This window comes from Pseudomonas sp. NyZ201, assembly GCF_049860765.1.
In the GTDB taxonomy this organism is placed as follows: domain Bacteria; phylum Pseudomonadota; class Gammaproteobacteria; order Pseudomonadales; family Pseudomonadaceae; genus Aquipseudomonas; species Aquipseudomonas bharatica.
The window spans coordinates 6,321,346-6,339,429 of sequence record NZ_CP187557.1; the positions used below are offsets into that span (position 1 = coordinate 6,321,346).

Genomic DNA, 18,084 nt, shown 5'->3' on the forward strand with positions numbered 1-18,084 from the left:
GGTTCAGCACAAACGAAAAAGGCCGACTTATGCACAATGCACAGTCGGCCTTTTTCAAGCTGTGCATAACTCAGGTTTTCTTGATCTTCTCAGGCCGTTTCCAGCCATCGATGTTGCGCTGGCGGGCACGACCAACGGCCAATTGAGCGGCATCGACGTTCTGTACGATGGTCGAACCGGCCGCAGTGGTGGCACCTGCACCGATATCCACAGGGGCGACCAGGGAGTTGTTCGAACCGATGAACACATCCTCGCCGAGAATGGTCTTGAACTTGTTCGCGCCATCGTAGTTGCAAGTGATGGTGCCGGCACCGATGTTGGTACGTGCGCCGATCTCGGCATCGCCCAGATAGGTCAGATGACCGGCCTTGGCGCCTTCGCCCAGATGCGCGTTCTTCAATTCGACGAAGTTACCCACATGGGCCCGGGCTTCCAGCACACTGCCCGGACGCAGGCGGGCGAACGGGCCGGCATCGCTGCCCTCGCCCATCACCGCGCCGTCCAGATGGCTGTTGGCCTTGACCACAGCCCCCTTGCGCAGGGTGGTGTTCCTGATCACGCAGTTCGCACCGATCTGCACGTCGTCCTCGATGATCACCCGGCCTTCGAGGATCACGTTGATGTCGATGAGTACGTCGCGGCCGACGGTCACTTCACCACGCACATCGAAACGCGCCGGGTCACGCAAGGTCACGCCGAGCGCCATCAGACGGCGGGCTTCGCGGAACTGGTAGTGACGCTCCAGCTCGGCCAATTGGCGGCGGTCGTTGGCGCCCTGCACTTCCATCGGGTCCAGCGGTTGTTCAGTGGCGACCACCAGGCCGTCGGCCACGGCCATGGCGATGACATCGGTCAGGTAGTACTCGCCCTGGGCGTTGTCGTTGGACAAGCGCCCCAGCCAATCGGCAAGACGCTTGCCCGGGACGGCGAGAATGCCGGTGTTGCCTTCGCGGATAGCCTTCTGCACATCGCTGGCGTCCTTGTGCTCGACGATGGCGGTAACCTTGCCGGCAGCGTCCCGGACGATACGGCCATAGCCGGTCGGGTCGTCGAGGGTCACGGTGAGCAGGCCGAGTTGCTGGTCATTGACCTTGGCCAACAGGCGCTGCAAGGTCTCGACCTCGATCAGGGGTACATCGCCGTAGAGGATCAGCACGGTGTCGGCGCTCAGCGCCGGCAGGGCCTGGGCGACAGCGTGGCCGGTGCCCAGTTGTTTGTCCTGAAGCACGAAATTCAGATCGTCCGCCGCCAGGCGTTCACGTACCAGTTCAGCGCCATGGCCGATTACCACATGGATGCCCTGTGGCTGGAGCTGACGGGCGCTGTGGATAACATGGCCGAGCATGGAATCGCCGGCGACCGGGTGGAGTACCTTGGGCAACGCGGAACGCATGCGCGTGCCTTGGCCAGCGGCGAGAATAACGATATCGAGAGACATTGACTGGCTACCAATCCTGGGTGGTCAGCGCTGTGACCGGGAGAAGAATGCGGAAAAAGAAAAAGGGTAGCCGAGGCTACCCTTTAACTCAATCGCGTTGGAAATGAATGACCGAGGCCAATTATTTCCCGCGGCGCATCTGCTGGACGGTACGCAGCTGCGCTGCGGCCTCGGCCAGACGTGCGGCGGCGGCGGTGTAATCAAAATCCGCGCCTTTGGTGTTCAGGGCATTTTCAGCAGCTTTCACCGCTTCCAGCGCCTGGGCTTCGTCCAGGTCACCTGCACGTTGCACGGTGTCGGCGAGAACCTTGACCATGCTCGGCTGGACCTCAAGGAAACCACCGGAGATGTAGAACACCTCCTGCGCGCCACCCTGCTTGGTCAGCGTGATCGGACCTGGCTTGAGATTGGTGATCAGCGGCGCGTGGCCTGGAGCGATACCAAGATCACCCAGGTTGCCGTGAGCTACCAACATCTCGACCAGACCGGAAAAGATTTCTCCTTCCGCGCTGACGATATCGCAATGGACTGTCATAGCCATTTGCTTGCCTCGACCTGATTAGCGCCCCTTTCGGGGCGCCGGGATTACAGTTTCTTGGCTTTCTCGATCGCTTCGTCGATGCTGCCGACCATGTAGAACGCTTGTTCTGGCAGGTGGTCGTAGTCACCTTTGAGGATGCCGCTGAAGCCAGCGATGGTGTCTTTCAGGGAAACGTATTTGCCTGGAGAACCGGTGAAGACTTCTGCCACGAAGAACGGCTGGGACAGGAAGCGCTGGATCTTACGAGCACGGGCAACCAGTTGCTTGTCGGTCTCGGACAGCTCGTCCATACCCAGGATCGCGATGATGTCCTTCAGCTCCTTGTAGCGCTGCAGAACGTACTGAACGCCACGAGCGGTCTCGTAGTGCTCGGTACCGATCACCAGCGGATCCAGCTGACGGGAAGTCGAGTCCAGTGGGTCTACCGCCGGGTAGATACCCAGGGAAGCGATGTCACGGGACAGTACGACGGTAGCGTCAAGGTGGGCGAAGGTGGTCGCTGGCGACGGGTCGGTCAGGTCGTCCGCAGGTACGTATACGGCCTGGATCGAGGTGATCGAACCTTCCTTGGTCGAAGTGATGCGCTCTTGCAGCACGCCCATCTCTTCAGCCAGGGTCGGCTGGTAACCTACTGCCGAAGGCATACGGCCCAGCAGTGCGGATACTTCGGTACCGGCCAGGGTGTAACGATAGATGTTGTCGACGAACAGCAGAACGTCGTTACCTTCGTCACGGAACTTCTCGGCCATGGTCAGGCCGGTCAGCGCTACGCGCAGACGGTTTCCTGGTGGCTCGTTCATCTGACCGTAGACCAGCGCTACCTTGTCGAGAACGTTGGAGTCCTTCATCTCGTGGTAGAAGTCGTTACCCTCACGAGTACGCTCACCCACACCGGCGAACACGGAGTAACCGCTGTGCTCGATGGCGATGTTACGGATCAGTTCCATCATGTTTACGGTCTTGCCGACACCGGCACCACCGAACAGACCGACTTTACCGCCCTTGGCGAACGGGCAGACCAGGTCGATAACCTTGATGCCGGTTTCCAGCAGGTCGTTGCCGCCTGCCTGGTCAGCGAAGGAAGGAGCGGCGCGGTGAATACCCCAGCGCTCTTCTTCGCCGATCGGACCAGCTTCGTCGATCGGGTTGCCGAGGACGTCCATGATCCGGCCCAGGGTCGCTTTACCGACCGGTACCGAGATAGGAGCCTTGGTGTCGACAACGTCCAGACCGCGCTTCAGGCCTTCGGTCGAACCCATCGCAATGGTACGAACCACGCCGTCGCCCAGCTGCTGCTGAACTTCCAGAGTGGTTTCTGCGCCTTGAACTTTCAGCGCGCTATAGACATTCGGAACGACGTCACGTGGAAATTCCACGTCGATGACGGCGCCGATGATTTGAACGATACGTCCGCTACTCATAGCTGGATCCTCTGAATATGTGAACCGTTAAACCGCGGCAGCGCCGCCGACGATTTCCGAGATCTCTTGGGTGATCGCAGCCTGACGCGCCTTGTTGTAGATCAGCTGCAATTCGCTGATCAGGTCACCGGCGTTGTCGGTGGCGTTCTTCATTGCGATCATCCGGGCAGCCTGTTCAGCCGCGTTGTTCTCGACCACCGCCTGGTAGACCTGCGACTCCACGTAACGCACCATCAGGCCGTCAAGCAGCTCTTTGGCGTCAGGTTCGTAGAGGTAGTCCCAGTGGTGCTTGAGTTCTTGATCCGGGGTTGCCACCAACGGTACCAACTGCTCGACCGTTGGAGTTTGCGTCATGGTATTGATGAACTTGTTCGATACCACGGACAGGCGGTCGATGCGACCGTCCAGGTAAGCGTCCAGCATGACCTTGACGGAACCGATCAGATCGTTGATCGACGGTTCTTCGCCCAGGTGGCTGATCGCTGCAACGACGTTGCCGCCGAAGCTGCGGAAGAAAGCCGCACCCTTGCTGCCGATCACGCACAGGTCGATCTCGACGCCTTGTTCGCGGTTTACCGCCATGTCCTTGACCAGGGCCTTGAACAGGTTGGTGTTCAAGCCGCCGCACAGACCGCGGTCACTGCTCACCACGATATAACCGGCGCGCTTCACAGGGCGCTCGATCATGAACGGGTGGCGGTATTCCGGGTTGGCGTTGGCCAGATGACCAATCACCTGGCGGATGCGCTCCGCGTAGGGACGGCTAGCAGACATGCGCATTTGAGCCTTGCGCATCTTGCTGACCGCCACTTTTTCCATGGCGCTGGTAATTTTTTGCGTGCTTTTGATGCTCGCAATCTTACTGCGAATCTCTTTTGCGCCTGCCATGTAACACCTATCAGGTTAGCAAGCGGGGGCTGCAAGGCCCCCGCTGCGGCTTACCAGGTTTGGGTGGCCTTGAACTTCTCGATACCGGCCTTGATGCCAGCGTCGATTTCGTCGTTGAAGTCACCCTTCACGTTGATCTTCGCCATCAGGTCGGCGTGATCACGGTTGAAGTAAGCGATCAGCGCTTGTTCGAAGCTGCCGATCTTGGCGATTTCAACGTCGGTCAGGAACCCACGCTCAGCGGCATACAGCGACAGCGCCATGTCCGCGATGGACATAGGAGCGTATTGCTTCTGCTTCATCAGCTCGGTAACACGTTGACCGTGCTCGAGTTGCTTGCGGGTAGCTTCGTCCAGGTCAGAAGCGAACTGGGCGAATGCCGCCAGTTCACGGTACTGAGCCAGAGCAGTACGGATGCCACCGGACAGCTTCTTGATGATCTTGGTCTGAGCGGCACCACCCACGCGGGATACCGAAACACCGGCGTTCACTGCAGGGCGGATGCCCGAGTTGAACATGGCCGATTCCAGGAAGATCTGACCGTCGGTGATCGAGATCACGTTGGTCGGAACGAACGCGGAAACGTCGCCAGCCTGGGTTTCGATGATCGGCAGGGCGGTCAGGGAACCGGTCTTGCCAGTAACGGCGCCGTTGGTGAACTTCTCGACGTACTCTTCGGAAACGCGCGATGCACGCTCCAGCAGACGGGAGTGGAGATAGAACACGTCACCTGGGTACGCTTCGCGTCCTGGCGGACGGCGCAGCAGCAGGGAGATCTGACGGTAGGCAACGGCCTGCTTGGACAGGTCATCGTAAACGATCAGCGCGTCTTCACCGCGGTCACGGAAGAACTCGCCCATGGTGCAACCGGCGTATGGCGCCAGGAATTGCAGCGCGGCGGATTCCGAGGCACTGGCAACGACCACGATGGTGTTGGCCAGGGCGCCGTTTTCTTCCAGCTTGCGAACGATGTTGGCAACGGTGGAGCGCTTCTGGCCGACAGCGACATAAACGCAGAAAATACCGGAGTCTTTCTGGTTGATGATGGCGTCGATGGCCATGGCGGTCTTGCCGATCTGACGGTCACCGATGATCAGCTCGCGCTGGCCACGGCCGACAGGGATCATGGCGTCGACGGACTTGTAGCCAGTCTGTACAGGCTGGTCTACCGACTTACGCCAGATCACGCCTGGAGCAACTTTCTCGACCGCGTCGGTCTCGGTGTTGCCCAGAGGACCTTTGCCGTCGATCGGGTTGCCCAGTGCGTCGACGACGCGACCCAGCAGTTCCTTACCAACCGGAACTTCGAGGATGCGGCCGGTGCACTTGGCGCTCATGCCTTCGGCGAGGGTATCGTAGGCGCCCAGTACTACCGCACCAACGGAGTCTTGCTCCAGGTTGAGGGCCATACCGTACACGCCGCCTGGAAACTCGATCATTTCGCCGTACATGACGTCGGCCAGACCGTGAATCCGCACGATGCCGTCAGAAACGCTGACGACAGTACCTTCGTTGCGGGCTTGGGAGGCTACATCGAGATTCTCGATGCGGCCCTTGATGATTTCACTAATTTCGGAAGGATTGAGTTGCTGCATTGCTCTGCTGCCCCTTCAAACTCAAGATTTCAATGCTTCGGCCAGTTTCGCGAGTTTGCCGCGAACCGAGCCATCGATTACCAGGTCGCCGGCGCGGATCACGACACCACCGATAAGGGAGGCGTCTTCCGTCGCATGCAGGCGCACTTCCCGGCTGAGCCGTGCACTGAGAACCTTGGCGAGTTTGTCTTGCTGTTCTTGGTTCAACGCAAAAGCACTGGTGACTTCCACGTCCACGGATTTTTCGAGTTCAGCCTTGTACAGCTCGAACTGCGCCGAGATCTCCGGAAGAAGCAGGAGACGGTCGTTTTCCGCGGCAACGTGGATGAAATTACGTGCTTGCGCATCGAACTTGTCACCGCACACGTCGATAAACGTGGCGGCCTTTTGTGCGCTCGTCAGTCGCGGGGCCTTGAGCAGGCGCTGCATGGTGCCGTCTTGCGACACCGCAGCAGCCAGGCCGAGCATGGCTGACCAATTGGCCAGTTGCTGCTGGGCCTGGGCATGCTCAAAGGCAGCCTTAGCGTAAGGTCGGGCCAACGTGGTCAGTTCTGCCATGATCGCCCTCGCTTAAATTTCAGCGGCCAGTTTGTTAACCAGCTCCGCATGCGCGTTTTGATCGATTGTGGCGCCAAGGATCTTTTCAGCACCGCCAACGGCCAGGCTACCCACTTGGGCGCGCAGCGCGTCTTTGACGCTGTTAATTTCCTGTTCGATCTCGGCCTGAGCCTGAGCCTTCACACGGTCAGCTTCGACGCGGGCCTGATCACGGGCCTCTTCGACGATCTGAGCACCGCGCTTCTTGGCTTGCTCGATGATTTCGGCTGCTTGAGCCTTAGCTTCGCGCAGTTGCTGACCCGCTTTATCTTGGGCCAGCTCCAGGTCGCGAGCTGCTCGGTTGGCAGCGTCCAGTCCGTCCGCGATCTTCTTTTGACGTTCCTGCAGAGCTGCAATGACCGGAGGCCATACAAACTTCATGCAGAAAACCACGAAAATCAAGAACGCAAGGGACTGACCAATCAGGGTTGCATTAATGTTCACGCCAACACCTCGCTCGTTCTTCGTCTATCACACCAATCCACTCGTCGAAACGAGTGATCAGCCAGCGATTTGACCAACGAAGGGGTTCGCGAAGGTGAAGAACAGAGCGATACCAACACCGATCATGGTTACGGCGTCGAGCAGACCGGCAACGATGAACATCTTGACTTGCAGCATTGGAACCATCTCTGGCTGGCGAGCAGCGCCTTCCAGGAACTTGCCGCCCAGCAGGCCGAAACCAATGGCGGTACCCAGAGCACCCAGGCCGATCAGCAGAGCAACAGCGATAGCGGTAAGACCAACTACAGTTTCCATCTTTCCTCCCGACTTTTACGTCGTATTGGTTAGGTTTTTTAGTTTGAAGCGGTAAAACAAAATCGTTTGGTACAGCGATGCCCTTGCGGACGTTTTCGACCCTCCCTCGAACCGACGGGAGGGTCATCAGACACGCCAGGCGGTCTTAATGGTTATCTTCGTGCGCCATCGACAGGTAGACGATGGTGAGCATCATGAAGATGAATGCTTGCAGGGTGATGATCAGGATGTGGAACACCGCCCACGCCCACTGCAGGACGATACCGAGGCCGCTCAGCCACAGCAGGCCGGCGCCGAACATCACCGCGATCAGGATGAACACCAGCTCGCCGGCGTACATGTTGCCGAACAGACGCAGTGCCAGCGAGATCGGCTTGGCGATCAGGGTGACGAACTCGAGCAGGAAGTTGACCGGGATCAGCAGTGCCTGGACGAAGATGTTCTTGCTGCCGAACGGATGCAGGGTCAGCTCGCCGATGAAACCGCCCAGACCCTTGACCTTGATGCTGTAGAAGATGATCAGGGCGAACACGCAGAAGGCCATGGCCAGGGTGGCGTTCGGGTCGGTGGTGGAAACGGCACGGAACGGAATGTGCGGGTCGCCGGAGATCAGGATCGCCAGTTGCGGGATCCAGTCGACCGGTACCAGGTCGATGGCGTTCATCAGGAACACCCACACGAAGATGGTCAGGGCCAGCGGGGCGATGACCGCGCTGCGGCCATGGAAGGAGTCCTTCACGCTGCCATTGACGAACTCGACCAGCACTTCGACGAAGTTCTGCAGACCGCCGGGCAGGCCGGAGGTCGCTTTCTTCGCGGCAGCGCGGAAGAGAAGAATGAAGATCAGGCCCAGGCCGAACGACCAACCCAGGGTGTCCACGTGGAACGCCCAGAAGCCCATTTCCTTGGCTTCCGCTGCACTGTGGGCAAAGCCCCAGCCGCCGGATGGTAGTTGACCGAAGGTCAGGTTCTGCAAGTGGTGCTGGATATAGCCCGAAGCGGTTTCTGCTGCCATGTTTGCCTCAAACGCCCTAAGGTCTCGAAAGTCTTGTTTTCATCAGCAGGGGCGCGAACCAGCTGACCAGTTGGGTCAGCAAGAAGACGCCGAATACTGCTAATGGCGCCAATGGCTTCACTCCTGCGAACGTCAGTGCAAACAGCACTGCCGTCAAAATCAATTTGCCTGCCTCGCCTGCGTAGAACGACTTGACGATGGCTTGCGCTGCCCTGGCCCCGGTGAACCTGAAGGCCTTCCAGGCGAAATACACATTCGGTAGCCAGGCGATCAGCCCTCCGCAGAGGCCTGAATAACCGCTGACTGTCCCGCGCCACTGCCACAAAGCCAACGCTGCCAACAGAAACACGACGCATTGGGCCAGCAGTACCGGGAAAACCGCCCAGCGATGGAAAGGCAGGCGGTTTGGCGTGCGGGTTTCCATCAAAACTGCTCTCCCGAAGTCGGCCAACCAGTCAACTATGACTTGGCATAATTTGTGCCGACAAAATGCGCGCAGAGTATAGGGGCGGATTAACCCCTATTCAACTGCCGGGTAGTGATTTCCGACTGCGCGCTACAAAGGGAATTGTTTCAGCGGATGTGAGCAAGAACGCCCTGCAACTCGTCCAGCGAGTTATAGCGAATAACCAGTTGCCCCTTGCCCTTGTTGCCATGGCGGATCTGCACCGAAGAGCCCAGGCGCTCGGCCAGACGCTGTTCCAGGCGGGTAATGTCCGGGTCAGGCTTGGCCGGTTCGACCGGCTCGGGCTTGCCGTTCAACCACTGTCGAACCAGGGCTTCAGTCTGACGAACGGTCAGACCCCGTGCGACAACGTGTCGCGCCCCGTCGACCTGCTGTTCTTCAGGCAATCCGAGCAGCGCACGCGCGTGCCCCATCTCCAGGTCGCCATGGGACAGCATGGTCTTGATCGCGTCAGGAAGGGAGATCAGGCGCAGCAGGTTGGCCACGGTCACGCGTGACTTGCCTACGGCATCTGCGACCTGTTGCTGGGTGAGCTGGAACTCGGTCTGCAGGCGCTGCAGGGCGATAGCTTCCTCGACCGGGTTGAGGTCCTCGCGCTGGATGTTCTCGATCAGCGCCATGGCGATGGCAGCCTCGTCCGGAACATCGCGGACCATGGCCGGAATGCTGTCCAGGCCAGCCAGCTGGGTGGCACGCCAGCGGCGTTCACCTGCGATGATCTCGTAGCGGCCTCCCTCGATCGGACGCACGACGATCGGCTGCATCACGCCCTGCCCCTTGATCGACTGGGCCAATTCTTCCAGGGCTTGCGGGTCCATGTCCCGACGCGGCTGGTATTTGCCGCGCTGGATCAGTTCGACCGGCAGGTGTTGCAGTTCTTTCTTGTCGACCTTTACAGCCTGCTCTTCGAGCGAGCTGACGGTCGGACCACTCAACAGTGCATCCAACCCACGTCCGAGACCTCGTTTCTTGACGGCCATGCGGATTCCTTAAGTTGTTTGTGCAGTGCGAGATTGACGACGCTGGCGGCGATGGAACTCTCCGGCCAGGGCCAGATAAGCCAGGGCGCCACGGGATTGCTTGTCGTACGCCAATGCCGGCATCCCGAAGCTCGGTGCTTCGGCCAGGCGGATGTTGCGCGGGATCACGGTGTCATAGAGCTGCTCGCCGAAGTGCTCCTTGAGCTGCACCGAGACGTCGTTGTTCAGGCTCAGGCGCGGATCGTACATGGTCCGCAGCAGGCCTTCGATCTTCAACGCCGGGTTCAGCCGGGCAGCGATGCGCTTGATGTTATCCACAAGGTCGCTGAGACCTTCCAGCGCGTAGTATTCGCACTGCATGGGAATGATCACGCCATCGGACGCGACCAGGGCATTGAGCGTGAGCATCGACAGCGACGGCGGGCAATCGATGAGAATGTAGTCGTAGTTCTCGCGAATCGGCGCCAACGCATTGCGCAGGCGGCTTTCCTTCATCTGCATTTCCAGCAGGACCACCTCGGCGGCGGTCAGGTCGCGGTTGGCCGGCAGCAGTTGGTAACCACCGTGCTCGGAAAAATGCATGGCCTGGGCCAGGTCGCATTCGCCGATCAGCAAGTCGTAGACCGAATGTTCCAGGACATGTTTATCCACACCACTGCCCATGGTGGCATTGCCCTGTGGATCGAGGTCGATCAACAACACGCGGCGCTTGGTCGCTACCAGCGACGCCGCGAGATTGATGCAGGTAGTGGTTTTACCCACACCCCCCTTCTGGTTCGCGATCGCGAATACCTTAGCCATTCTTGCTTGTGTTCCCAGTCATGCCGTGCGGCGCAGTATCAGCAGATGGCGCTGGCCTTGGCAACCGGGTACGGTCAAGGCCTGCTCGCTATCCACTTTGAAATCCGCCGGCAATGCTACCAGCTCATCGGCCGGATGCAGTCCTTTCATTGCCAGCCACTGTGTCTGGGAATCCCCCAGGTGCCGCGTCCAGTTGGTGAAATTCTCCATGCTGCTGAAAGCACGGGAAATGATCCCGGTGAATGGCTGCGCCGGCTGGAACTCTTCCACCCGCTTGTGGATAACCGTGAGGTTGTCCAGCTTCAGCTCCAGTTTCACCTGGGTCAGGAAACGGGTCTTCTTGCCGTTGCTGTCGAGCACCGTGACCTGCTTGTCCGGATGCAGGATAGACAATGGAATGCCAGGCATGCCACCGCCGCTGCCGACATCCAGCCAGTTCGCGCTGTGGATAAAACTCATCACGCTCAGGCTGTCCAGCAGATGGCGGGACACCATCTCGTCCGGATCGCGCACTGCGGTGAGGTTGTAGGCCTTGTTCCATTTGATCAGCAGGGCCAGGTACTCCAGCAGCTTCTGCTGCTGGAACTCACTCAATTCAAGACCGAGCTGGCGCGCGCCTGTGGACAACTCTTCGGCATGTTTTGCGGTGACCATAGAACTCAAGCGCTTTGCTCCAGACCGCGGCCTGCGCCGCGTTTTTTCAGGTGGATCAACAACAGGGAGATCGCCGCCGGGGTCACACCGGGAATACGCGACGCCTGGCCCAGGGTCTCGGGCCGGGTCTGGCCGAGCTTGCCCTGGATCTCCTTGGACAGACCGGAAATCGAGCTGTATTCGATGTCGTCTGGCAGGCGGGTATCTTCGCTGGCGCGCAGGCGAGCGATTTCTTCCTGTTGCCGGTCGATGTAACCGGCGTATTTGGTCTTGATCTCGACCTGCTCGGCGACCTGGTCACTGGCGTCGCTGCCACCGGTCACTTCCACCAAGCCGGCGTAATCGATTTCCGGCCGGCTCAACAGGTTGAGCAGGTTGTACTCATGTGCCAGCGGCGTACCGAAACGCTCGACGATCGCCTGGCCTTGTTCGGTGTCCGGACGAACCCAGGTCGCTTTCAAGCGCTGCTCTTCCCGTTCGATGCCTTCGCGCTTGGCGCAGAAAGCGGCCCAACGGTCGTCATCCACCAGACCCAGTTCGCGACCTTTTTCGGTCAGGCGCAGGTCGGCGTTGTCCTCGCGCAGGATCAGCCGGTATTCGGCGCGCGAAGTGAACATGCGGTACGGCTCCTGGGTACCGAGGGTGATCAGGTCGTCGACCAACACACCGATGTACGCCTCGTCGCGGCGCGGGCACCAGCTTTCCCGCCCCTGCGCGCGCAGCGCGGCGTTGGTCCCGGCCAGCAGGCCTTGTGCACCGGCTTCTTCGTAGCCGGTGGTGCCGTTGATCTGGCCAGCGAAGAACAGACCGCCGATAACCTTGGTTTCCAGGCTGTACTTCAGGTCGCGCGGATCGAAGTAGTCGTACTCGATGGCGTAGCCCGGGCGAACGATATGGGCGTTTTCCATACCGCGGATCGAACGGACGATCTGCAACTGCACATCGAACGGCAAGGATGTGGATATCCCGTTCGGGTAAAGCTCGTGGGTGTTCAGGCCTTCCGGCTCGATGAACACCTGGTGGCTTTCCTTGTCGGCAAAGCGGTGGATCTTGTCTTCGATCGACGGGCAGTAACGCGGGCCGATGCCTTCGATCACGCCCGAGTACATGGGCGAGCGGTCCAGGTTGGACGCGATGATTTCGTGAGTGCGCGCGTTGGTGTGGGTAATCCAGCAACTGACCTGACGCGGATGCATCTCCTTGGAGCCCATGAACGACATCACCGGGATCGGCGTATCGCCTGGCTGTTCCGACATCACCGAGAAGTCCACCGAGCGCCCGTCGATCCGCGGCGGTGTCCCGGTTTTCAGGCGGCCGACGCGCAGTGGCAACTCACGCAGGCGGTGGGCCAGGGCGATCGCGGGCGGATCGCCGGCACGGCCACCGGAATAGTTCTGCAGGCCGATGTGGATAAGTCCGGCGAGGAAGGTGCCAGTGGTCAGTACCACGGAGTCGGCGAAGAAGCGCAGACCCATCTGGGTCACCACACCGCGCACCTGGTCCTGCTCGACAATCAGGTCGTCGCAGGACTGCTGGAATATCCACAGGTTCGGCTGGTTTTCCAGGATTTCCCGGACCACCGCCTTATAGATGGCGCGGTCGGCCTGTGCACGAGTCGCGCGCACAGCCGGGCCTTTGCGGTTGTTCAGTACGCGGAACTGGATGCCGCTCTTGTCGGTGGCCAGCGCCATCGCACCACCCAGCGCATCGATTTCCTTGACCAGGTGACTCTTGCCGATGCCACCAATGGCCGGGTTGCAGCTCATGTGCCCGAGGGTTTCCACGTTATGGGTCAGCAGCAGGGTTTTCACGCCCATGCGTGCTGATGCAAGCGCAGCCTCGGTACCGGCATGGCCGCCGCCGATGACGATCACTTCAAAACGGGAAGGGAAATCCACCACGCACCTCGTGCCTGTTTCGGGAATGTAAAAGGGATAGCTGCCAAGTATAGGGACTTCTGCCCTCCTAAAGGAACCTTTTGCACAAAATTTAACCAGCCTGTGGATGAATGGCCGGCAATAGAAATAACGAAAGGAAGATTTATAAAAGCTTTGTTTTTATGTTTATTCTTAGTCTGCGACCTTTCTGTGGATAAGTGCTTAGAGCCCATATAATGCCTGATGTACAGAGATTCATAACCCTGTGGCCCAAGGGCAATGAGGGTTATGGATAAGCGTCCGGAACCTGTGGATTAAATTGCTTGTTACCCACAGGTGGATTTATCTCCACCCCTCAGGCCAGGTTATCAACGGAGCTGAAGGCGGGTTTTCCACAGGGCTCATTCTCCCTGTGTAAACACGCGGGCAGCCGAAAGCCCCAGAGCAGAGCCGGTAGGTTTCCGTTGTCAAATGAGGGAGGGTGAAGCAGGACGCAGCAAACGGGCCGATCAAATCAGGCCCGTTTGTGGATAAGAACGCTTACTTGCCGATACAGAAGCTGGAGAAGATACGACCCAGAAGATCGTCTGAACTGAATGCGCCGGTAATTTCACCCAACGCCTGCTGTGCCTGGCGCAGATCTTCGGCCAATAGCTCACCCGCGCCGGCCAGGGTCAGTTGTTCACGACCATGCTCGAGGCTGGCGCTGGCCTGGCGCAGGGCATCCAGATGTCGCCGGCGGGCGCTGAAGCCGCTTTCGGCCGTCTGTTCGTAGCCCATGCAGGCCTTCAAATGATCGCGTAGCAGATCCAGGCCTTGATCCGGCGCCTTGGCGCTGAGGGTAATGGTGACATGCCCGTCCTCGCTTTCCTCCATGCCGATGGCTTCGCCGCTGAGGTCGGCCTTGTTACGGATCAGGGTGACCTTGTCTGGCCGCGGTCGCTGATCGAGGAATTCCGGCCATAGGGCAAAGGGATCACTGGCTTCCGGCGCAGTGGCATCCACTACCAGGAGCACCCGGTCCGCTTCGCCAATCGCCTTCAGAGCGCGTTCCACGCCGATCTTTTCCACATGGTCGTCTGTGTCGCGCAAGCCGGCAGTGTCCACTACATGCAGGGGCATGCCGTCTATGTGGATATGTTCCCGGAGGATGTCCCGGGTGGTGCCGGCAATATCGGTGACGATTGCCGCTTCACGACCGGCAAGCATGTTCAACAGGCTGGACTTGCCAGCGTTGGGACGACCGGCGATCACGACTGTCATGCCGTCGCGCAGCAAGGCACCCTGTCCGGCTTCGCGCATTACCGAGGCCAGATCGCTGCGTACCTGGTCAAGCATGCCCAGCACATGGCCATCGGCGAGGAAATCGATTTCCTCTTCGGGAAAGTCGATCGCTGCTTCCACGTAGATGCGCAGGCTGATCAGACGCTCGGTCAAGTTATCCACACGCCGGGAGAATTCTCCCTGAAGCGAGCGCAGGGCATTGCGCGCTGCCTGGGCGGAACTGGCCTCGATCAGGTCGGCTATCGCTTCGGCCTGGGCCAGGTCGAGCTTGTCGTTGAGGAAGGCGCGCTCGCTGAACTCACCCGGCCGCGCAAGACGGCATCCGAGCTGTACACAGCGTTGCAGAAGCATGTCCAGCACCACCGGACCACCGTGGCCCTGCAGTTCCAGCACATCCTCGCCCGTGAATGAATTAGGGCCGGGGAAGAACAAGGCAATGCCCTCGTCAAGCACCAATCCGTCTTCACTGCGGAACGGGCCGTAGTGGGCGTGGCGCGGAGACAGTTCGCGACCGGTGATGGCTTGCCCGGCCTGGCGCGCCAATGGCCCGGAGATGCGCACAATGCCTACCCCGCCGCGGCCTTGGGCGGTAGCGATGGCGGTGATGGTTTCGCGACGGGAAGTCATGTCGATAGCCTCGAAACAGAAACGTCAGATAGCAAAACGCCCCACGAGTGGGGCGTTTATCCACAGATTAGCTGGCTAATCCGTCAGGCTGCGGCCTTCTTGGTCGCGTTTTCGATACTGCGGGTGATGTACCACTGCTGTGCGATGGACAGGCAGTTGTTCACAACCCAATACAGCACCAGACCAGCCGGGAACCACAGGAAGAAGAAGGTGAAGATGATCGGCATCATTTTCATTACCTTGGCCTGCATCGGATCCGGTGGGGTCGGGTTCAGCTGCTGCTGGATGAACATGGTCGCGCCCATGATGATCGGCAGGATGAAGAACGGATCCTTGATCGACAGGTCGGTGATCCAGAACATCCACGGAGCCTGGCGCATCTCCACGCTTTCCAGGAGTACCCAGTACAGCGAAAGGAAGACCGGCATCTGCACCAGGATCGGCAAGCAGCCGCCCAGCGGGTTGATCTTCTCTTTCTTGTACAGCTCCATCATCGCCTGGGACATCTTCTGGCGATCGTCACCGAACTGTTCTTTCAGTTGGGCCAGGCGCGGCGCAACGGCACGCATGCGCGCCATCGAACGGTAGCTGGCGGCGGACAGCGGGAAGAACAGGCCCTTGATCAGCATGGTCAGGACGATGATCGACCAGCCCCAGTTGCCGAGCAGGCTGTGGATATGTTGCAGCAGCCAGAAGATCGGCTGGGCAATGAACCACAGGATGCCGTAGTCGACGGTCAGCTCCAGGCCTGGGGACAACTCCTTCAGCTTGCTCTGGATCTTCGGACCGGCGTACAGGGTGCTGCTGGTTTCAGCCTTGGCGCCAGCGGCAACGTTCAACGCAGGACCGTTGTAACCGATGATGTAGTTGCCTTGGCTGTCCTTGCGGGTCTGAACGAAGTTGTTATCGGATTTTTCCGGGATCCAGGCCGTCACGAAGTAGTGCTGCAGCCAGGCGACCCAGCCGCCGTTCACATTTTCTTTCAAATTGCCCTTGTCCATGTCCTTCATGGACACTTTCTTGTAGGGCTCGGAACTTGTCCACAGGGCAGCACCCAGATAGGTGGCAGTACCGGTGGCGGTCGACGACGAAGGGTCGGAGCTGGCGTCACGCTTCAGTTGGCCGAACATGTTGCCGGTCCAGGGCTGGCCGCTCTGGTTGTCGATCAGGTAGCTGACCTTCAGGTCGTACTCGCCGCGTTTCAGGGTGAAACGCTTGATGTAGTTGACGCCGGCGTCGCTGAACTTCAGGTCGACGACCAGTTGGTCCTGGCCATCGGCCAGTTGATAACTTTTTTGCTCGGCAGCATAAACCGGACGGCCAGCAGCACGTGAGTCCGGGCCGTTGGCGCCGATCAGGCCGCTCTGGGCCAGATAAACACGTTCGCCACCGTTATCGAACAACTGGAACGGAATTTCCGGATGATCCTGGCGACGTGGGTACTTCGGCAGGGTCAACTGGACAATATCGCCACCCGTAGGGTCGATAGCCAGATCGAGTACATCGGTCTTGACGCGGATCAGATCCTTGCTGACAGCGACCGGTGCCTGTTCCGCCGGGGCTTCGGCGTTGACGCTCGGAATGTCGGCATTGGTATTGCCGGCACCGGTGCTGTCCGGCAGGGAAGGCGCGATGGTGCTGGAGGCAGCAGTCTGATTCGGCAGGGCAGCCTGGCCGTAGTCCTGGTTCCACTTGAGGACCATGACATAGGACACGATTGCCAGGGCGGCGATCAGGATCGTGCGTTTAATATCCATGATTACTCGGCTATCGAAGAAGTACGGGAGGAAGGAACGGGCGGAACCGGATCAAAACCGCCTGCATTCCAAGGATGACAACGACCCAGCCGACGAACGGTCAGCCACCCGCCGCGTAAAAGACCATGTGTTTCGATGGCTTCGTACGCATAGCAGGAGCAACTTGGGTAGAAACGGCAATGGCTGGCCATCAACGGGCTGATGGCGTAACGGTAAAACTGGATCGGAACGAGGGCCAGTTTACGCATCTGGACGGTCCACCCCTACGGATTCGGTCTTGACCTCTGGAGAGGGCCGAGTACGAGCGAGGCGCTTCCAGATCTTGCCAAAATGCTGGTGCAATTCCGGGTTTTCTATATCGCCAAGGCCTTTGCGCGCGACGATGACTATGTCCCAGCCGGCCAGGATTTCCTGGTGTCGACGAAACGAATCGCGCATCAAACGCTTCAAGCGATTGCGCTGAACGGAAAGCTTTACGGCTTTTTTGCCGATCACCAGGCCCAGACGGGGATGATCCAATCCGTTTTCGCGGGCAAGCAGCAAGAGACTCTTGCCGGGCACCTTGCCTGATGGAGAGTCAAAGACCGCTTTGAAGTGTCGGGGTGTCAGTAGACGCTTATCCCGACTGAAGTCCTGACTCACCACCTGTGCCGAAAATCAAACTGCCAGGCGCTTACGGCCTTTGGCACGACGGCGGGACAGAACAGCACGGCCGTTCTTGGTGGCCATACGTGCACGGAAACCGTGAGTGCGAGCGCGCTTGATGGTGCTTGGTTGGAAAGTACGTTTCATGGCGTGTTACCTGGTTCGTGACTACGGGCCGGAATGGCCCCCGTTTTAAGAGACCGGCGATTCTAGAGAAACCGGCTCCATAGGTCAATTTCCAACCAGCGTTTCCTCTATAAGCGTATGAAACGGGAATCCTCTCGTCGGATGGGCATCATCAGGTGTCACCGCGGTTAGACATAGAAAAAAAGAGGAAAGGTATTAAAAGCTTTTCTGAAGAACTTATGAATCTTAGCATCGGGATTTCTGTGGATAGATCTCTGAAAGCCCTGTTATGCGTGATGTACAGAGATTCAAAACCCTGTCGGGAAACGGTGCTTTGCTTGTGCCGGATGCTCGGAAAAGCAGTGGATAAAATCGCTACTTTTCCACAGGGCAGTTTTCCACAGGCTTGGACCCCGACTTGTGCATAGCCCTTATCGATGGTTATCCACAGAGCTTATTCGGACGGCGCCAACAGCATTTTGGTCAGTAAATGACTGATTTAACGCCTCTCTTGGGCGTGCTGCGTGTGGATAAGTGTGCGGGTGCCCGGTACAATGGCTGCTTGTTTTTGCCTCACCGGCCCTTACCGGGCTTTCAAACTCAGGGGATATCC

General features: G+C 59.1%; 19 protein-coding genes. All 19 read right to left on the reverse strand.

The features are described from left to right. Window positions 1-70: 70 nt before the first annotated feature. Window positions 71-1,438: a bifunctional UDP-N-acetylglucosamine diphosphorylase/glucosamine-1-phosphate N-acetyltransferase GlmU gene (gene glmU, locus ACPFMA_RS28525; protein WP_064302159.1), complete on the reverse strand. Its 1,368-nt coding sequence runs from the start codon at window positions 1,436-1,438 to the stop codon at window positions 71-73. Between the two features lie 121 nt (window positions 1,439-1,559). Further along, a complete protein-coding gene (locus ACPFMA_RS28530; RefSeq protein ID WP_064302158.1) occupies window positions 1,560-1,979 on the reverse strand; it encodes a F0F1 ATP synthase subunit epsilon in 420 nt (139 codons plus the stop codon). Window positions 1,980-2,023: 44 nt separating this feature from the next. Then, a complete protein-coding gene (atpD, locus tag ACPFMA_RS28535) occupies window positions 2,024-3,400 on the reverse strand; it encodes a F0F1 ATP synthase subunit beta (protein ID WP_009402520.1) in 1,377 nt (458 codons plus the stop codon). A 27-nt stretch (window positions 3,401-3,427) separates the two neighbouring features. Continuing rightward, complete coding sequence (gene atpG, locus ACPFMA_RS28540) at window positions 3,428-4,288, reverse strand: F0F1 ATP synthase subunit gamma (RefSeq protein ID WP_009402522.1); 861 nt, start codon at window positions 4,286-4,288, stop codon at window positions 3,428-3,430. A 50-nt stretch (window positions 4,289-4,338) separates the two neighbouring features. Next, window positions 4,339-5,883, reverse strand: a complete 1,545-nt coding sequence (atpA, locus tag ACPFMA_RS28545) for a F0F1 ATP synthase subunit alpha (RefSeq protein WP_009402524.1) — start codon at window positions 5,881-5,883, stop codon at window positions 4,339-4,341. 21 nt (window positions 5,884-5,904) lie between these two features. Continuing rightward, window positions 5,905-6,441 carry a F0F1 ATP synthase subunit delta gene (locus ACPFMA_RS28550; RefSeq protein WP_064302157.1) on the reverse strand — a complete coding sequence of 179 codons (537 nt, stop codon included), beginning with the start codon at window positions 6,439-6,441 and terminating at the stop codon, window positions 5,905-5,907. 12 nt (window positions 6,442-6,453) lie between these two features. Then, window positions 6,454-6,924 carry a F0F1 ATP synthase subunit B gene (locus ACPFMA_RS28555; protein WP_009402529.1) on the reverse strand — a complete coding sequence of 157 codons (471 nt, stop codon included), beginning with the start codon at window positions 6,922-6,924 and terminating at the stop codon, window positions 6,454-6,456. Between the two features lie 57 nt (window positions 6,925-6,981). Then, complete coding sequence (atpE, locus tag ACPFMA_RS28560) at window positions 6,982-7,239, reverse strand: F0F1 ATP synthase subunit C (RefSeq protein WP_003097235.1); 258 nt, start codon at window positions 7,237-7,239, stop codon at window positions 6,982-6,984. 145 nt (window positions 7,240-7,384) lie between these two features. Next, entirely contained in the window at window positions 7,385-8,254 is an 870-nt protein-coding gene (gene atpB, locus ACPFMA_RS28565) for a F0F1 ATP synthase subunit A (protein ID WP_009402532.1), read from the reverse strand. Window positions 8,255-8,270: 16 nt separating this feature from the next. Beyond that, window positions 8,271-8,678, reverse strand: coding sequence for a F0F1 ATP synthase subunit I (locus ACPFMA_RS28570; protein ID WP_009402534.1), 408 nt, complete (start codon window positions 8,676-8,678; stop codon window positions 8,271-8,273). 149 nt (window positions 8,679-8,827) lie between these two features. Continuing rightward, the gene (locus ACPFMA_RS28575; protein WP_064302156.1) at window positions 8,828-9,700 is read right to left on the reverse strand and encodes a ParB/RepB/Spo0J family partition protein; all 873 of its coding nucleotides are present in this window, start codon (window positions 9,698-9,700) and stop codon (window positions 8,828-8,830) included. A gap of 9 nt (window positions 9,701-9,709) precedes the next feature. Continuing rightward, window positions 9,710-10,501: a ParA family protein gene (locus ACPFMA_RS28580; protein ID WP_009402536.1), complete on the reverse strand. Its 792-nt coding sequence runs from the start codon at window positions 10,499-10,501 to the stop codon at window positions 9,710-9,712. Window positions 10,502-10,519: 18 nt separating this feature from the next. Next, window positions 10,520-11,164, reverse strand: coding sequence for a 16S rRNA (guanine(527)-N(7))-methyltransferase RsmG (gene rsmG / locus ACPFMA_RS28585; protein WP_009402537.1), 645 nt, complete (start codon window positions 11,162-11,164; stop codon window positions 10,520-10,522). Beyond that, a complete protein-coding gene (gene mnmG, locus ACPFMA_RS28590; RefSeq protein ID WP_009402538.1) occupies window positions 11,161-13,053 on the reverse strand; it encodes a tRNA uridine-5-carboxymethylaminomethyl(34) synthesis enzyme MnmG in 1,893 nt (630 codons plus the stop codon). The genes rsmG and mnmG overlap by 4 nt, the downstream gene beginning before the upstream one ends. Before the next feature lie 519 nt (window positions 13,054-13,572). Then, a complete protein-coding gene (mnmE, locus tag ACPFMA_RS28595) occupies window positions 13,573-14,943 on the reverse strand; it encodes a tRNA uridine-5-carboxymethylaminomethyl(34) synthesis GTPase MnmE (protein ID WP_425929473.1) in 1,371 nt (456 codons plus the stop codon). 83 nt (window positions 14,944-15,026) lie between these two features. Further along, a complete protein-coding gene (yidC, locus tag ACPFMA_RS28600) occupies window positions 15,027-16,700 on the reverse strand; it encodes a membrane protein insertase YidC (protein ID WP_425929474.1) in 1,674 nt (557 codons plus the stop codon). A 2-nt stretch (window positions 16,701-16,702) separates the two neighbouring features. Beyond that, window positions 16,703-16,948 (reverse strand): membrane protein insertion efficiency factor YidD, encoded by a 246-nt coding sequence (gene yidD / locus ACPFMA_RS28605; protein ID WP_009402541.1) that lies wholly within the window; start codon window positions 16,946-16,948, stop codon window positions 16,703-16,705. Next, the gene (gene rnpA / locus ACPFMA_RS28610; RefSeq protein WP_009402547.1) at window positions 16,941-17,345 is read right to left on the reverse strand and encodes a ribonuclease P protein component; all 405 of its coding nucleotides are present in this window, start codon (window positions 17,343-17,345) and stop codon (window positions 16,941-16,943) included. Before rnpA ends, yidD begins: the two co-directional genes overlap by 8 nt. 12 nt (window positions 17,346-17,357) lie before the next feature. Next, window positions 17,358-17,492, reverse strand: a complete 135-nt coding sequence (gene rpmH / locus ACPFMA_RS28615) for a 50S ribosomal protein L34 (RefSeq protein WP_002551315.1) — start codon at window positions 17,490-17,492, stop codon at window positions 17,358-17,360. Between the last annotated feature and the right edge of the window lie 592 nt (window positions 17,493-18,084).

Coding starts and splice junctions, on each gene's coding strand:
- ACPFMA_RS28570 (WP_009402534.1), bottom strand. CDS start 8,678: ATGGAAACCCGCACGCCAAACCGCCTGCCTTTCCATCGCTGGGCGGTT.
- atpE (WP_003097235.1), bottom strand. CDS start 7,239: ATGGAAACTGTAGTTGGTCTTACCGCTATCGCTGTTGCTCTGCTGATC.
- mnmE (WP_425929473.1), bottom strand. CDS start 14,943: ATGACTTCCCGTCGCGAAACCATCACCGCCATCGCTACCGCCCAAGGC.
- atpB (WP_009402532.1), bottom strand. CDS start 8,254: ATGGCAGCAGAAACCGCTTCGGGCTATATCCAGCACCACTTGCAGAAC.
- glmU (WP_064302159.1), bottom strand. CDS start 1,438: ATGTCTCTCGATATCGTTATTCTCGCCGCTGGCCAAGGCACGCGCATG.
- ACPFMA_RS28575 (WP_064302156.1), bottom strand. CDS start 9,700: ATGGCCGTCAAGAAACGAGGTCTCGGACGTGGGTTGGATGCACTGTTG.
- yidC (WP_425929474.1), bottom strand. CDS start 16,700: ATGGATATTAAACGCACGATCCTGATCGCCGCCCTGGCAATCGTGTCC.
- ACPFMA_RS28550 (WP_064302157.1), bottom strand. CDS start 6,441: ATGGCAGAACTGACCACGTTGGCCCGACCTTACGCTAAGGCTGCCTTT.
- yidD (WP_009402541.1), bottom strand. CDS start 16,948: ATGCGTAAACTGGCCCTCGTTCCGATCCAGTTTTACCGTTACGCCATC.
- atpG (WP_009402522.1), bottom strand. CDS start 4,288: ATGGCAGGCGCAAAAGAGATTCGCAGTAAGATTGCGAGCATCAAAAGC.
- atpD (WP_009402520.1), bottom strand. CDS start 3,400: ATGAGTAGCGGACGTATCGTTCAAATCATCGGCGCCGTCATCGACGTG.
- rpmH (WP_002551315.1), bottom strand. CDS start 17,492: ATGAAACGTACTTTCCAACCAAGCACCATCAAGCGCGCTCGCACTCAC.
- ACPFMA_RS28530 (WP_064302158.1), bottom strand. CDS start 1,979: ATGGCTATGACAGTCCATTGCGATATCGTCAGCGCGGAAGGAGAAATC.
- ACPFMA_RS28580 (WP_009402536.1), bottom strand. CDS start 10,501: ATGGCTAAGGTATTCGCGATCGCGAACCAGAAGGGGGGTGTGGGTAAA.
- atpA (WP_009402524.1), bottom strand. CDS start 5,883: ATGCAGCAACTCAATCCTTCCGAAATTAGTGAAATCATCAAGGGCCGC.